The sequence below is a fragment of the Nisaea sp. genome (assembly GCF_017640745.1).
Lineage (GTDB): Bacteria > Pseudomonadota > Alphaproteobacteria > Thalassobaculales > Thalassobaculaceae > Nisaea.
The window spans coordinates 74271-87396 of the sequence record NZ_JAEPQA010000019.1 but is presented as its reverse complement, the minus strand read 5'-3'; the positions used below and the strand labels follow the sequence as shown (position 1 = coordinate 87396).

Here is a 13126-nt window from a genome sequence, read left to right as displayed (position 1 = left end):
ACAAGCACCGGCAGGGAGAGCACGCAATGTCAGCAACGGAAACCCGCCCGGCACCCGCGCCGGTCGACGGCGCGATCCGCAATCCGTCCAATCCGGATCACTTCATGGTCCTCCAGCCGGTGAAGCGGCGGGCACGGGTCTATTTTGGGAACACGCTGGTTGCCGACAGCCGCGACGCGCTGCGGGTCATCGAGATCGGGACGAGGGCGTACGAGCCGCGTCTCTACTTCCCGCCCTCGGCAATCAAGGTGCCGCTTGAGCAATTGGAAAAAGCCACGCATTGCCCGCTGAAGGGCGAGGCCGACTATTTCGCGCTCGACGGACGGGAGATCGGCTGGGCCTACCGCGCCTACGATTTCGCCGCGCCGCTCGACGGACTCACTTCCTTCTGGGGCGACGGCATGCGGATTGTGGAAGGGGACTGATCCCCTCTCCGATCAGTCCGCCTTCGGCAGCATCCGCCCGAGACGGCGCCCGCCGAGAACGTGGATATGCAGGTGCGGCACTTCCTGGATCGCGTTGTCGCCGTTATTGACGATCAGCCGGTAGCCCGGGCCCTTCGCGTCGACGATCTCCGCCACCTTGCCGATGGCCCGAACCCAGGCGACGATTTCCGCGTCGCTCGCCTCGGTGCTGAACTCGTTCATCGACTTGTAGGGACCCTTCGGGATCACGAGGACATGAACCGGCGCCTGCGGCTGGATATCCTCGAAGGCGAGGACGTGATCGTCCTCGTAGACGGTCTTGTTCGGAATCTCGCCGCGCAGGATCTTCGCGAAAATATTCTGGTCGTCGTAAGACATCGGACTTCCCTCTCCCAATCGTCCGGCGCCACGCTTCAGGTCGTGCGGCGCGCCTTTTCCTCGATCCCGGACATCCCCTCGCGCCGGGCCAGTTCCTGCCAGACGTCTTCGGGCGTCACGCCCTTGGCGCTCCAGAGCACCAGAAGATGATAAAGCAGGTCGGCGCTCTCGGCGGTCAAGGCTGCCGGTTCGCCCGCCACGCCTTCGATCACCGTCTCGACCGCTTCCTCGCCGACCTTCTCGGCAATCTTCTTCGCGCCCCTGGAAAACAGTTTGGCCGTGTAGGAGCTGTCCGGGTCGGCGCCCTTGCGGCTGTCGATGACGGCATAAAGCCGGTCGAGAACATGGTCGCTCATTGCATCCTCACCGGGATACCGGCATCCGCCATCGCCTGCTTGGCTTCGGAAATCCGGAAGGTGCCGAAATGGAACACCGAGGCCGCCAGGACCGCAGAGGCATGGCCTTCGAGCACGCCCTCGGCGAAATGCTCCAGCGTGCCGACACCGCCGCTCGCCACCACCGGAATGCTCACGGCATCCGAGATCGCGCGTGTCAGCGGCAGGTTGAAGCCCTGCTTGGTGCCGTCGCGGTCCATCGAGGTCAGCAGGATCTCGCCGGCGCCGTACTCGGTCATCCGGCGCGACCATTCGACGGCATCTATGCCGGTCGGCTCGCGGCCGCCATGGGTGAAGATCTCGTACTTGTCCGGACCGACGCTCTTGGCGTCGACCGCCACAACGATGCACTGGCTGCCGAACTTCTCCGCCGCACGGCGGACGAAATCCGGATCCTTCACCGCCGCCGTGTTGATCGAGACCTTGTCGGCACCGGCCAGCAGCAGCTTGCGGATATCCTCAAGCGTCCGCACCCCGCCGCCGACGGTGAGCGGCATGAAGCACTGCTCCGCCGTCCGGGCGACAACGTCAAACAGCGTGTCGCGCTCCTCGTGGCTCGCGGTGATGTCGAGGAAACAGAGCTCGTCCGCGCCCTCGCGGTCGTAGATCTTGGCCTGCTCGACTGGATCGCCGGCATCGACCAGATCGACGAAATTGACGCCCTTGACGACCCGGCCGTCCTTCACGTCGAGGCAGGGAATGACGCGTGCGGTCAGCATCGGGCGCTCTCCCTCGCCGGTTCCGCCAGAAGCCGGACGGCCTCGGCGAGATCGATCCGTCCATCATAGAGCGCGCGGCCGGAAATCGCACCGGCGATACCGGGGGCGCCGGCCGCCTTCAGGGCCGACAGATCCTCCAGCGAGGCGACGCCGCCGCTGGCAATGACCGGGGTCGAGATCGCGTTCGCAAGATCGGCGGTCGCCTGCACGTTCACCCCGCCGAGCGCGCCGTCGCGGTCGATATCGGTGAAGATGATGGCGGCGACGCCGCAGCCCTCGAACTTTCGCGCGAGATCCACCGCTGAGAGGGAGGAGGTTTCGGCCCAGCCTTCGACCGCGACCATCCCGTCCCGCGCATCGATGCCGACGGCGATACGCCCCGGATGTCTGGCGCAGGCCTGTTTGACCAGCTCCGGATCGCGCAGCGCCACGGTGCCGAGGATCACGCGGGCAATGCCTTTTTCAAGCCAGGCATCGATCGCCTTCATGTCGCGGATGCCGCCGCCGAGCTGTACAGGCACGTCCACCGCCTCCAGGATCCGGCTAACGGCGTCTCCGTTGCGGGTCTCGCCGGCGAAGGCGCCGTCGAGATCGACCACGTGGATCCAGGCGCAGCCCGCATCCTGGAAAAGTTTCGCCTGGGCGCCCGGGTCGTCATTGAAGACCGTCGCCGAGTCCATCTCGCCCTTCAGAAGGCGGACGCACTGGCCCTCCTTCAGATCGATCGCGGGAAACAGGATCATGCCGCGTCCAGTTCCTTGTAATAGAAGTGACCGGCGACGTAGCCGTCGCGCACATAGGCATAGTGCGGCAGGGTGCCGAACCGGACATAACCAAGCCGCTCATAGAGCCGGATCGCCGCGTGCTGGGTCTCCCGAACGTCGAGGGTCAGCACCTTGAAGCCCTCCTCCCGGGCGTGACTCTCGGCGATCTCGATCAGTTTCTGCGACAGCCCGTGCCCGCGGCCCCACGGAGCGACGAAGTTGGTCGTCAGCTTGCAGGTATGGCACTGCGCCTCGTTGTTCTTCGGCGGGCGCTGGATCTGGCAGGATCCGGCGATCACCCCGTCGAGCCGGCCGACGAAGAGATGGCGTTCCGGAATGATCAGAACCCCGCGCCAGAAAGCCTCCAGCGTCTCGCGCGGCGGCGGCGCGATCCAGCCGAACCCGCCGCCGTCGATGATCGCCGCCTCGGCCGCGTCTGACAGATCCTGCAGGTCGCCCGCACCGAATTCGCTCAGCATCTCCACCGTCGCCACCGGCGGCAGGCGGGTCTCGCTATTGGTTTCATTCATGGCCGGGCTCCCTCAGGGACGCCAGTCGAGGAAATTGCGGATGAAGGCAAGTCCGTTCGCCTGGCTCTTTTCGGGGTGGAACTGGGTTCCAAAATAGTTCTTACGTCCGACCACGGCGGCGATCTCGCCGCCATAGTCACTCACCGCCGCCAGATCCGTGCGATCGGCGACGTCGAAGAGATAGGAGTGCACATAGTAAACGAAGGCGCCCTCTTCGATGCCTTTCAGCAGCGGATGCTCCGGCTGCAGCAGATTGAGACGGTTCCAGCCCATATGCGGCACCTTCAGCGGCAGGCCGTCCGGCGCCGGTGCCGGCGTCATCAGCTTCACCTCGCCGCCGATCCAGCCGAGCCCGTCAGAGACGACATGCTCAAGGCCGCGCTCGGCCATCAGCTGCATGCCGACGCAGATCCCGAGGAACGGGGTGCCCTGCCCGATCACCGCGTCCGTCAGTGCCTCGACCATGCCCGGCAGGCCGTAGAGACCTCCGCGGCAATCGGCGAAGGCGCCGACGCCCGGCAGCACGATCCGGCCCGCACGGCGCACCACCGCGGGGTCCGAGGTCACCACCACGTCCGTTCCCGGTCCGCGTTCCGACGCCACCCGCTCGAAGGCCTTCGCCACCGAACGGAGATTGCCGGACCCGTAATCGACGACCGCGACGGAACTGGGCCCGCCCGCGGCGGTCACAGCGACCCCCCGAGCGTTCCCTTGGTCGAGGGCACGGCATCCGCACGCTTCGGGTCGATTTCGACCGCCTGGCGCAGCGCCCTGCCGACGCCCTTGAAGATCGACTCCACGATATGGTGCGTGTTGTCGCCGTAGAGATTCTCGATATGCAGGGTCAGTCCGGCCGCCTGCGAGAAGGCCTGGAAGAACTCGCGGAAGAGCTCGGTATCCATCTCTCCCAGCTTCTGCGCCGGAAGCGTCGCCCGCCAGACCAGGAAGGGCCGGTTCGAACAGTCGAGCGCGACACGGCTGAGGGCCTCGTCCATCGGCAGGTAGGAGGAGCCGTAGCGATTGATCCCCTTGCGGTCGCCCAGCGCCTTGGTCAGCGCCTCGCCGATCGCCCAGCCGCAATCCTCCGTCGTGTGGTGCGCGTCGATATGCAGGTCGCCCTTGGCCCGGACCGTCATGTCGATCAGCGAATGTCGCGACAGCTGCTCCAGCATGTGGTCGAGGAAACCCACTCCGGTCTCGATGTCATATCGGCCGGTTCCGTCGAGCTTGAGTTCGGCGGAAATGGTGGTCTCGTTGGTCACGCGCTTCACGCTTGCGCTGCGGCTGTCGGACATGGATTTCTGCTCCGAGGAAATGCACGGCGGCTATGTAGCAGGAACCGCGGGAGAATGCCAATCTCCGGGCACGGTCACCGCGGCTTGCGCGGAGCGCCGCCTTGACGTTATCCCCCGCATGCCCCAATTGGACGGGCACGCAATCAATGGAGCTCTCATGGACAGACAGGGCACGGATCCGATCCAGTGGCACGGCACGACCATCCTCTCGGTGCGCAAGAACGGCCGCGTGGTCGTCGCCGGCGACGGTCAGGTCAGCTTCGGCAACACGGTGATGAAGGCGCAGGCGCGCAAGGTGCGCCGGATCGGCGGCGGTGAGGTGATCGCCGGGTTCGCCGGCGCCACCGCCGACGCCTTCACGCTGTTCGAGCGCCTGGAAGAGAAGCTGGAGAAGCATCCGGGCCAGCTCACCCGCGCTGCGGTCGAACTCGCCAAGGACTGGCGCACCGACCGCTACCTGCGCCGCCTCGAGGCGATGATGGCGGTGGCCGACAGCTCCGCCTCGCTGGTGCTGACCGGCAACGGCGACGTGCTCGAGCCCGAGGACGGTCTGATCGGCATCGGCTCCGGCGGCTCCTTCGCGCTGGCCGCCGCCCGCGCGCTGATCGACCGCGACGACATGGATGCGGAAGCGATCGCACGCAAGGCGATGAAGATCGCCGCCGACATCTGCATCTACACCAACGAGAACCTTACCGTCGAAGCGCTCGACTCCGACAACTGATTGAAATCGCCCGAAGTAGTGGCACTCCCAAACCTGGCCCGAGAGTTGGTAAAACACATGACCGCCTTCAGCCCGCGTGAGATCGTCTCCGAACTCGACCGCTTCATCATCGGCCAGAAGGACGCCAAGCGCGCGGTCGCCATTGCGCTGCGCAACCGCTGGCGCCGGCAGCAGCTCGCAGGCGATATCCGCGAGGAAGTGCAGCCGAAGAACATCCTGATGATCGGCCCGACCGGCGTCGGCAAGACCGAGATCGCCCGCCGCCTCGCCAAGCTCGCCGAGGCGCCCTTCATCAAGGTCGAGGCGACGAAATTCACCGAGGTCGGCTATGTCGGCCGCGACGTGGAGCAGATCATCCGCGACCTGGTCGAGGTCGCCATCGGTCAGGTGCGCGAGAAGATGCGCAAGTCGGTCCATGCCAAGGCCGAGCTCGCGGCGGAGGAACGCGTGGTCAGTGCCCTCGTCGGCGAGACCGCGGGCGCCGATACCAAGCAGAAGTTCCGCAAGATGCTGCGCGAGGGCCAGCTCGACGACAAGGAGATCGAGATCGAGACCGCCGACCAGGGCGGCGGCATGCCCACCTTCGAGATCCCCGGAATGCCGGGCGCGCAGATGGGCATGCTCAATCTGAACGACATGTTCGGCAAGGCCTTCGGCGGCCGCACCAAGAAGCGCCGCATGACGGTCGCGGAGTCGTACAAGGTGCTGGTCGACGAAGAGGCGGACAACCTGCTCGACGAGGAAAAAGTGGTGCGCGAGGCGATTGAGTCCGTCGAGCAGAACGGCATCGTCTTCCTCGACGAGATCGACAAGATCTGCGCCCGCGCCGAGCGCAGCGGCGCCGATGTCAGCCGCGAGGGCGTGCAGCGCGACCTGCTGCCGCTGATCGAGGGCACGACAGTCGCGACCAAGCACGGTTCGGTGAAGACCGACTTCGTGCTCTTCATCGCCAGCGGCGCTTTTCATCTCTCGAAACCGTCGGACCTCCTGCCGGAATTGCAGGGCCGCCTGCCGAACCGGGTCGAGCTGAAGGCGCTCACCCGCGACGATTTCCGCCGCATCTTGACCGAACCGGAAAACAGCCTGATCCGGCAGTACACGGCGCTGATGGCGACGGAGGAGGTCACGCTCGACATCACGGACGAGGCGATCGACGCGCTCGCGGATCTCACGGTCGATATCAACCGGAACGTCGAGAATATCGGCGCCCGCCGGCTGCACACGGTGATGGAGAAGCTGCTCGACGAGATCAGCTTCACCGCCTCCGACCGCGGTGGCGAAACGGTGAAGATCGACGCCGCCTACGTGAAGAAGCATGTCGGCGACCTGGCGCAGGACACCGACCTCAGCAAGTTCATCCTCTGATCAGTGCCGCGGCCCCTTGCCGGGCGGTGCGAGTTCGGCAAGCAGGGTGTCGATCCTGGGGTCGTCGAGTTCGCGGATGCGGTCGGCGAGGGTGTTGGCAAGCTCCGTCGCCTTCGGGCTGAGGCCTGCCGTGTCGATGACGACGCGCGGGTTGGAGCGTTTGGCGAGCTTCTTGAGATCCTCGGCATCGTCCCAGATCAGGCCGAAATACTGGCAGATCTGGTGGATCAGACCCACCGTCGGGCGGCCTTTCTTGCCGTGTTCCAGCGCGGAGAGATAGGCCGACGACACCTGCAGGGCCGCCGCCATCTGCTTCAGGGTGACGCCGCGCTCCGAACGGAGCGCGCGGATCTTCGCGCCGAACGGGGTCATTTGCGGTCCTTCCGGCGCCGCAGCATGACATAGAGCGCACCGCTGCCGCCGTGCTGCGGCTGTGCGGGCGAATAGGCGAGGACCTTTTCCCGGTTCGTTCCGTCGGTCAGCCAGCGCGGCGTCATGCGCCGGAGCACGCCGGCCTCGCGGTCGCCGTCGGCGGAGCGGGTGCCCTTGCCGGTGATCACCAGAACGCAGCGGTCGCCGCGCTTGTAGGCCCCGTTGACAAAGGCGTTGAGCGCCCGGTGGGCCTCGTCCTGGCGCATGCCGTGCAGGTCGATGCGGCCGTCGATCTGTTGCTTGCCCCGCTTGATCTTGAGGGCGGTGCGCCGGTCGATGCCGGGCGCCCGGCCCGGATCGTGCTCGGCCAGCGCGCTCGGCACCTTGATCCGGTCGAGCCCGAGATCGCCAGCCGGCCGGGAATGGTGTCGCGGAGCCGGAGCCGGGCCCGATGCCTGGCTCTCCGCCTGCTTCCGCACGATTTCCGGGACTTTCGGAGCCGCATCCTCGAGCGCCTTGCGACGCTCGGGAGTCAGCGGTTCGGTATCAGCGACGACCTTGCGCCAGAGGTTGAGTTCGTCCGCTGTCGGTCGCCGCGCCATGCCCCTGCCCCGCCGGTGGGTTCAGTCCTTGACCAGCAGGATATGCAGCCGGCGCGGCCCGTGCGCGCCGAGCTGGATGATCTGCTCCACGTCGCCGGTCCGCGACGGGCCGGTGATCAGATTGACTGTGCGCGGCATGCCGGCGCCGTCCTTGAGGCCGAATTTCTGCCGCAGCATGTCCCAGGCGTCCTCGTAGGCGCCGACGATCTGGCTCTCCTTCAGCAGGACGACATGGGTGTCGGGCACGAAATGCAGCGTGGTCGGGGTCTCCGGCGCCGAATGCAGCATCATCGTGCCGGTTTCCGCGATCCCGGCCAGCGCCGGGGTCAGGCTGACCGCGTCCTCGGTGACGGCCCGGCCGCCCTCGAACGTCAGCGACGGCGCCTTTTCCCAGGGAATGTCGAGGGTATCGAGCGCGCCCGCCCGGCGGATATGGGCCGGCAGGTTCTCCCGCCGGAGATAGTCCGCGAGCTTTTCCGGCACGTCAGCAAGGGAGTCCAGCCGGTCGACGGAACATTGGACGGCTTCCGCCATCTCGACGAAGAGGCCGACCTTGTGCGCCTGATCTCCCTCGGAGCGTTTCGGCACCAGGATGCGCTCGTGGCTGGCGAGACGCCGGTCCAGCGCCGCCGCGGCCTCGCCTTCCAGCTTGCCCCGGCCAAGCGACTTGCGGATGCCGGCCAAAATCTGTGCGCGTGCCTCGCTCATGCCCGGTCTCCTTTCTTGCCGTGTCCGCTCATCCGGTAGAGCTGCTGGAAGGTGCGTCCCTCGGGTGCCGGCATGTCGCGGACCGAGGTCCAGCCGGAGGCCAGCGGCAGCGTAGCGATTCTGCCCTTCCGTCCGCCGAGAAATCCGAGTAGCGCAGCGCCGAATTTGGCCGACTGACGATAGAGCCAGGGTCGTTTCGCGAAGTACGACCAGAGCCCCAGACCCGTGCGAACCTGAGGGGTAGTCTTGCCTTCGCGATACTCTTTCGCCCGGTAGTGTCGCATCATCTTCGGCAACGGGATCCGCATCGGGCATACCTGCTCGCAGCGGCCGCAGAAGGTAGAGGCGTTGGGCAGATGGCCGGCCTCGTCGATGCCGATCAGGCTCGGCGTGAGGACCGCGCCCATCGGGCCCGGATAGACCCAGCCATAGGCATGCCCGCCGACCGCGGCATAGACGGGGCAATGGTTCATGCAGGCAGAGCAGCGGATACAGCGCAGCATCTCCTGGTACTCGGTGCCGAGCATGGCGGAGCGCCCGTTGTCGAGCAGAACCACATGGAACTCCTCGGGTCCGTCCAGGTCCGCGCCCCGGCGCGGGCCGGAAGAGAAGGTGGTGTAGACGGAAAACTCCTGTCCGGTGGCCGAGCGTGCCAGGAGCCGCAGGATGCTGCTCGCATCCTCCAGCGTCGGCACGATCTTCTCCAAGCTGGCGACCACGACATGCGCCTTGGCGAGGGTCTGGGTCAGATCCCCGTTGCCCTCGTTGGTGACGATGACGGTGGAGCCGGTCTCGGCGATCAGGAAGTTGGCGCCGGTGATGCCGACATCGGCGGCGAAGTATTTCGGCCGCAGCTGAGTGCGCGCCTCATCCGTGATATCGCCGACCTCCTCAAGGGGACGGTTCGGTGGCAGATCCGTGTGTTTTGCGCGGAAGGCCTCGACGACCTGTTCCTTGTTGACGTGGATCGCCGGCGCGATGATGTGGCTGGGCGGCTCGTTCCGGAGCTGGATGATGTACTCGCCGAGATCGGTCTCGATCGGCTCGACACCGTGTTCCTCGAGATATTCGTTGAGGCCGATTTCCTCGGCCACCATGCTCTTGCCCTTGGTGACGGTCTTCGCGTCCACCGAGCGGCAGATCTCCATGATGGTCCGCCGCGCCTCCTCGGCGTTCCGGCACCAGTGCACCTTGCCGCCGTGCCGCGTGACGTTCTCCTCGAAGCGCTCGAGGTAATAGTCGAGATGTTCCAGCACGTGGTTCTTGATGTCGCGTCCGCGGTCGCGCAGGTCCTCGAACTCCGGCAGCTTGGCGACCACGTCGGCGCGCTTCTGCTGGAAACCCGGCCGCATCTTGGAAAGCGCCTTCTGCAGCTGGGCGTCGGCCAGCGCGTCATGGGCGTTCTGTTTGAAGGAATGGGAGGTCGCCTGCATCAGTTCTCTCCCTCGCCAATCGCCGGCCCGTCCGTCATCCCGGCCAGCACCTCGGCGACATGCCGGACCTTGGTCGGCGCGCCGAGCCGCTTCAGCTTTCCGCCCATGTTCAGGAGACAACCGAGATCGCCCGCCAGGAGATGGTCTGCACCCGTGGCGACAATCTCCTCCGCCTTCTGGGTGACCATCTTGTCGGAGATCTCCGGATACTTGACGCAGAACGTGCCGCCGAAACCGCAGCAGATCTCCGCCCCCGGCAGTTCGGTGATCTTCAGGCCGTCCACCTTGTTCAGAAGCTTGCGCGGCTGCGTCTTCACCTCGAGCTCGCGCAGGCCGGAGCAGCTGTCATGGTAGGTCACCGTGCCGTCGAAGGCGGCGCCAGTCTTTTCCAGCCCCATGACATCGACCAGGAAGGAGGTCAGCTCGTAGGTCCGCTTGGCGAGATGCTGCGCCCGGTGCGCCATCGCCGGATCGTCCTCGAAAAGTTCGGGATAATGCTCGCGGATCATCCCTGCGCAGGAGCCGGAGGGCGCGACCACATAGTCGAATTCCTCGAAGGCGGCGATCACGTTGGCGGCGATGTCACGGCTGTCCCTGAAATCGCCCGAATTGAACGTCGGCTGGCCGCAGCAGGTCTGGGACTCAGGGACCGAGACCTCACAGCCGGCTTTTTCCAGCAGGGAGATGGCCGCGAACCCCACGGTCGGGCGGAACAGATCGACAAGACAGGTCACGAAAAGACCGACGCGCGGACGCGCTTTCACGGACACCGACACAGCAGACTCCCACTCTCGTTTTCTTATCGACACCGCTTCGCCGGACCCGGCGCGCGGCATGCTATTGCCTTAAGGCAATATCGAGATTTTTTGGGAGAAGCACGAAATATCGTCCGCTTGCGGCCATCGGCCCGGCTTTTTCCGCCGCCGTCTCGCCATGGCCCCAGAAGACGTCGCCGCGGACCGCGCCCTTGATCGCGCCACCGGTATCCTGCGCCACCACCAGACGCTTCAGCGGTTTGCCGCTCTCGTCCGGATAGTCAATGTCGAGCCAGACCGGCGCGCCGAGCGGAATGTAGCGCCGGTCGACGGCGAGCGAACGTCCGGGCGTCAACGCGACCCCCTGCGCACCGATCGGGCCGTCTCCGTCGACGGTCCGGAAGAAGATGTAGGACGGGTTCAGATCCATCACCCCGCGCATTTCCGAAGGGTTGGCGCGAAGCCAGTCGCGGATCGTCTGCAGCGAGATCGCGTCCTTGTCTATATGGCCGTTCTCCACCAGATAGCGGCCGATCGGGTAGTAGACATGGCCGTTATGGCCGTCATAGCCGACACGCAGGACACGCCCGTCATCGAGCAGGATCCGGCCCGAGCCCTGGATATGCAAAAAGAAGGCGTCGATCGGGTCCGCGAGCCAGAGCAGAGGTTCGGCATTCTTTCCGAGCGCGCCGGCTTCGATCTCCGCCCGGCTCTCGTAGGGCACGAGACGTCCGCTGCGCAGCCGTCCGGCGATCCGCTCGCCGCGGAGGCCGGACCGCCAATCGCCGAGATTGACCAGGACCAGATCATCCGGGCGCCCCAGCAAAGGCGTTTCGTACCCCGCACGGCGCTGCAGCGCGCCTTTCAGTTCGGGTTCGTAATAACCTGTGAAGAGCCCAGAACCCTCCCCCGTCTTGATCTCGTAAACCTCGAACCAGTCGGAGAGAAAGTCTCGGACAGCTGCATCGTCGCTGCCGTCCGAGAGCCGGGACAGGGCGTCGCAGGGTGCACGCCAGTCCGCGATGGTGCCGCCGATCTCGGCCGGTGCCACCTCTTGTTCGTCATAGCCGCGGCGGATCTTTCCGCAGGACCGCTTCAACGCAGGAAGCGCATCGCTCACCCGGTCCTCAGACCAGCCCGGCAGGGAGGATAAGGAGGTTTTCTCGTAACGCGCCGTTTCCTGGGTCACGCGCTCGGGTTCCGGTTCCGGGGCGCACGCCGCCAGACCGAGAAACACCAGCAGACACAGATAACGCCGGGGCAAGATGCCCTCCCGTCCGTTTCAGGAAGTCAAAGAGACCTTACTCTTCGGGCACGCGGGTGGCGACGAGATGCCAGTTCGGATCGCGCGAGCTGATATCGCGTTCGAAGGTCCAGAGATCCGTCACGGTCTCGATCCTGTCCGGGTCGCCGTCGACGACGGAACCGTCCGCCCCACGGGTCACCTTGACCTGATCGGTGATGAACTCGACAGTTACGCGCGCAACCGATCCAGTCAGCTTCACCTCGCTGATAAGCGCGGAGCGGAAGGAGGAAATGGTGGTTTCCTGACTTTCGCCTGCCTGCTCGCGCGCCTCGACCGCGCCAGAGAAGGCTCCCATCAGATCTTCTCCGAGGAGCGGTCGCAGTCCGTCGAGATCGCCTTTGGCAAAGGCTTCGACGATCCACTCGAATGCCGTGCGCGCGCCCTTGAGGAATTCGATCTCGTCAAAGGACGGATCGGCCATCTTGACCCGCATCAGGTCGGAAAGCTCGGCGTCATCCTGAGTGACGCCCTGCTGGTCGCGCTCGCGATCCGGAAGCTGGATGACATTATCCGACTTGGAAGACCGCTCCGGCGCCGGAGAGAAGGGATCGGTGTGGCGCTCCTCATGTCCGGTCCGTTTGCCGAGCACGTTGCGGAGCCTGAAAAACAGAAACCCTGCAAGCAGCGCGAAAAGAATTATATCGAAGAACGCGATGCCGTCGCCCATATCGCCCTTAACTGCGGGTCCTCGGACCCTTATCCGCCCTTGGAGAAAAATGCCGTCGGCCCTAACAGCTTATCATTGCCGCTTTCGCAGCAGACTTGCCGCTTCCGACCGTCCGGCGACCGTACTACAGCATAGATAGGCTGTCACTTTTGAAAGAACAACTATGGTCCTCATCTTCCTCATCGTTCTGCTCGGTATCCCGGCCCTCGAGATTTTCGTCTTCGCGGAGGTCGGCGGGATCATCGGCGGCTGGGCGACTGTAGGCCTGACACTTCTTACGGCCGCGCTGGGCGCGCTTCTGTTCCGCACCCAGGGAACCGCGGTACTGCAGCGCGCGCAGGAAACCCTGCGCCAGGAGCAATCCCCGCTCGCCGAAATCATCGACGGGGTCGGCCTGCTGCTGGCGGCCGTGCTGCTGTTCCTCCCCGGCTTCGTGACCGACGTGGCAGGCTTTCTGCTTTTCATTCCGCCGCTCAGGATCGTGCTGATCGGCTTCCTGTTCCGCAGGCTGGCCCGCTCTGCGGAGTCCAATGTCTGGATCGTGCGGACCGGCTCGGGTAAAGCTTCCGGTTCTTCCCCGGACCGGACGGTCATCGACGGCGAGTACGAGGACCTGACGGAAGACCGGGAGGACGACTCCTCCGACCGGAAGGACGACGGCAACCGCACCCTGCCGCCGCGCTGACCG

The 13126-nt window shown here is 65.5% G+C and carries 18 protein-coding genes; 4 read left to right on the top strand and 14 right to left on the bottom strand.

Annotation, left to right across the window (positions count from 1 at the left end):
• Nucleotides 1-26: 26 nt before the first annotated feature.
• Nucleotides 27-425, top strand: a complete 399-nt coding sequence (locus JJ959_RS14365) for a DUF427 domain-containing protein (protein ID WP_292884747.1) — start codon at nucleotides 27-29, stop codon at nucleotides 423-425.
• Nucleotides 426-437: 12 nt separating this feature from the next.
• On the opposite strand, the gene JJ959_RS14360 is transcribed toward JJ959_RS14365, so the two are convergent.
• From JJ959_RS14360 to hisB, 7 genes are read right to left on the bottom strand one after another with little or no spacing between them, the layout of a single operon-like run.
• Nucleotides 438-803 carry a histidine triad nucleotide-binding protein gene (locus tag JJ959_RS14360; protein WP_292884744.1) on the bottom strand — a complete coding sequence of 122 codons (366 nt, stop codon included), beginning with the start codon at nucleotides 801-803 and terminating at the stop codon, nucleotides 438-440.
• A gap of 35 nt (nucleotides 804-838) precedes the next feature.
• The gene (locus JJ959_RS14355) at nucleotides 839-1159 is read right to left on the bottom strand and encodes a phosphoribosyl-ATP diphosphatase (RefSeq protein ID WP_292884741.1); all 321 of its coding nucleotides are present in this window, start codon (nucleotides 1157-1159) and stop codon (nucleotides 839-841) included.
• Nucleotides 1156-1917 carry an imidazole glycerol phosphate synthase subunit HisF gene (gene hisF / locus JJ959_RS14350; RefSeq protein ID WP_292884738.1) on the bottom strand — a complete coding sequence of 254 codons (762 nt, stop codon included), beginning with the start codon at nucleotides 1915-1917 and terminating at the stop codon, nucleotides 1156-1158. Before hisF ends, JJ959_RS14355 begins: the two co-directional genes overlap by 4 nt.
• A complete protein-coding gene (gene hisA, locus JJ959_RS14345; RefSeq protein ID WP_292884736.1) occupies nucleotides 1911-2660 on the bottom strand; it encodes a 1-(5-phosphoribosyl)-5-[(5-phosphoribosylamino)methylideneamino]imidazole-4-carboxamide isomerase in 750 nt (249 codons plus the stop codon). Before hisA ends, hisF begins: the two co-directional genes overlap by 7 nt.
• Nucleotides 2657-3211 (bottom strand): GNAT family N-acetyltransferase, encoded by a 555-nt coding sequence (locus JJ959_RS14340; protein ID WP_292884733.1) that lies wholly within the window; start codon nucleotides 3209-3211, stop codon nucleotides 2657-2659. The genes hisA and JJ959_RS14340 overlap by 4 nt, the downstream gene beginning before the upstream one ends.
• A 12-nt stretch (nucleotides 3212-3223) precedes the next feature.
• On the bottom strand, nucleotides 3224-3901 hold the full coding sequence (hisH, locus tag JJ959_RS14335; protein ID WP_292884730.1) for an imidazole glycerol phosphate synthase subunit HisH: 678 nt from the start codon (nucleotides 3899-3901) through the stop codon (nucleotides 3224-3226).
• Nucleotides 3898-4506, bottom strand: a complete 609-nt coding sequence (hisB, locus tag JJ959_RS14330) for an imidazoleglycerol-phosphate dehydratase HisB (protein WP_292884727.1) — start codon at nucleotides 4504-4506, stop codon at nucleotides 3898-3900. The genes hisH and hisB overlap by 4 nt, the downstream gene beginning before the upstream one ends.
• Before the next feature lie 157 nt (nucleotides 4507-4663).
• On the opposite strand from hisB, the gene hslV reads away from it, so the two are divergent.
• Nucleotides 4664-5230: an ATP-dependent protease subunit HslV gene (hslV, locus tag JJ959_RS14325; protein WP_292884724.1), complete on the top strand. Its 567-nt coding sequence runs from the start codon at nucleotides 4664-4666 to the stop codon at nucleotides 5228-5230.
• A 57-nt stretch (nucleotides 5231-5287) separates the two neighbouring features.
• Nucleotides 5288-6595 carry an ATP-dependent protease ATPase subunit HslU gene (gene hslU, locus JJ959_RS14320; protein WP_292884721.1) on the top strand — a complete coding sequence of 436 codons (1308 nt, stop codon included), beginning with the start codon at nucleotides 5288-5290 and terminating at the stop codon, nucleotides 6593-6595.
• On the opposite strand, the gene JJ959_RS14315 is transcribed toward hslU, so the two are convergent.
• The 7 genes from JJ959_RS14315 to JJ959_RS14285 all read right to left on the bottom strand — a co-directional run bounded on the left by JJ959_RS14315 (nucleotide 6596) and on the right by JJ959_RS14285 (nucleotide 12438).
• Nucleotides 6596-6967: a helix-turn-helix domain-containing protein gene (locus tag JJ959_RS14315; RefSeq protein ID WP_292884719.1), complete on the bottom strand. Its 372-nt coding sequence runs from the start codon at nucleotides 6965-6967 to the stop codon at nucleotides 6596-6598.
• Nucleotides 6964-7569: a Smr/MutS family protein gene (locus JJ959_RS14310; RefSeq protein ID WP_292884716.1), complete on the bottom strand. Its 606-nt coding sequence runs from the start codon at nucleotides 7567-7569 to the stop codon at nucleotides 6964-6966. The genes JJ959_RS14315 and JJ959_RS14310 overlap by 4 nt, the downstream gene beginning before the upstream one ends.
• A 21-nt stretch (nucleotides 7570-7590) precedes the next feature.
• On the bottom strand, nucleotides 7591-8277 hold the full coding sequence (locus tag JJ959_RS14305) for a lactate utilization protein (protein ID WP_292884713.1): 687 nt from the start codon (nucleotides 8275-8277) through the stop codon (nucleotides 7591-7593).
• The gene (locus JJ959_RS14300; RefSeq protein ID WP_292884711.1) at nucleotides 8274-9710 is read right to left on the bottom strand and encodes a LutB/LldF family L-lactate oxidation iron-sulfur protein; all 1437 of its coding nucleotides are present in this window, start codon (nucleotides 9708-9710) and stop codon (nucleotides 8274-8276) included. Before JJ959_RS14300 ends, JJ959_RS14305 begins: the two co-directional genes overlap by 4 nt.
• A complete protein-coding gene (locus JJ959_RS14295) occupies nucleotides 9710-10486 on the bottom strand; it encodes a (Fe-S)-binding protein (protein WP_292884709.1) in 777 nt (258 codons plus the stop codon). Before JJ959_RS14295 ends, JJ959_RS14300 begins: the two co-directional genes overlap by 1 nt.
• A 61-nt stretch (nucleotides 10487-10547) precedes the next feature.
• Nucleotides 10548-11729: a murein transglycosylase A gene (locus JJ959_RS14290; protein WP_292884706.1), complete on the bottom strand. Its 1182-nt coding sequence runs from the start codon at nucleotides 11727-11729 to the stop codon at nucleotides 10548-10550.
• Between the two features lie 37 nt (nucleotides 11730-11766).
• Nucleotides 11767-12438 carry a Tim44/TimA family putative adaptor protein gene (locus JJ959_RS14285; RefSeq protein ID WP_292884704.1) on the bottom strand — a complete coding sequence of 224 codons (672 nt, stop codon included), beginning with the start codon at nucleotides 12436-12438 and terminating at the stop codon, nucleotides 11767-11769.
• A 163-nt stretch (nucleotides 12439-12601) separates the two neighbouring features.
• On the opposite strand from JJ959_RS14285, the gene JJ959_RS14280 reads away from it, so the two are divergent.
• Entirely contained in the window at nucleotides 12602-13123 is a 522-nt protein-coding gene (locus JJ959_RS14280) for an FxsA family protein (protein ID WP_292884701.1), read from the top strand.
• Nucleotides 13124-13126: the final 3 nt, after the last annotated feature.

Coding starts and splice junctions, on each gene's coding strand:
- JJ959_RS14360 (WP_292884744.1), bottom strand. CDS start 803: ATGTCTTACGACGACCAGAATATTTTCGCGAAGATCCTGCGCGGCGAG.
- JJ959_RS14365 (WP_292884747.1), top strand. CDS start 27: ATGTCAGCAACGGAAACCCGCCCGGCACCCGCGCCGGTCGACGGCGCG.
- JJ959_RS14300 (WP_292884711.1), bottom strand. CDS start 9,710: ATGCAGGCGACCTCCCATTCCTTCAAACAGAACGCCCATGACGCGCTG.
- JJ959_RS14340 (WP_292884733.1), bottom strand. CDS start 3,211: ATGAATGAAACCAATAGCGAGACCCGCCTGCCGCCGGTGGCGACGGTG.
- JJ959_RS14285 (WP_292884704.1), bottom strand. CDS start 12,438: ATGGGCGACGGCATCGCGTTCTTCGATATAATTCTTTTCGCGCTGCTT.
- hslV (WP_292884724.1), top strand. CDS start 4,664: ATGGACAGACAGGGCACGGATCCGATCCAGTGGCACGGCACGACCATC.
- hisA (WP_292884736.1), bottom strand. CDS start 2,660: ATGATCCTGTTTCCCGCGATCGATCTGAAGGAGGGCCAGTGCGTCCGC.
- JJ959_RS14315 (WP_292884719.1), bottom strand. CDS start 6,967: ATGACCCCGTTCGGCGCGAAGATCCGCGCGCTCCGTTCGGAGCGCGGC.
- JJ959_RS14310 (WP_292884716.1), bottom strand. CDS start 7,569: ATGGCGCGGCGACCGACAGCGGACGAACTCAACCTCTGGCGCAAGGTC.
- hisF (WP_292884738.1), bottom strand. CDS start 1,917: ATGCTGACCGCACGCGTCATTCCCTGCCTCGACGTGAAGGACGGCCGG.
- hslU (WP_292884721.1), top strand. CDS start 5,288: ATGACCGCCTTCAGCCCGCGTGAGATCGTCTCCGAACTCGACCGCTTC.
- hisB (WP_292884727.1), bottom strand. CDS start 4,506: ATGTCCGACAGCCGCAGCGCAAGCGTGAAGCGCGTGACCAACGAGACC.
- JJ959_RS14280 (WP_292884701.1), top strand. CDS start 12,602: ATGGTCCTCATCTTCCTCATCGTTCTGCTCGGTATCCCGGCCCTCGAG.
- JJ959_RS14355 (WP_292884741.1), bottom strand. CDS start 1,159: ATGAGCGACCATGTTCTCGACCGGCTTTATGCCGTCATCGACAGCCGC.
- JJ959_RS14305 (WP_292884713.1), bottom strand. CDS start 8,277: ATGAGCGAGGCACGCGCACAGATTTTGGCCGGCATCCGCAAGTCGCTT.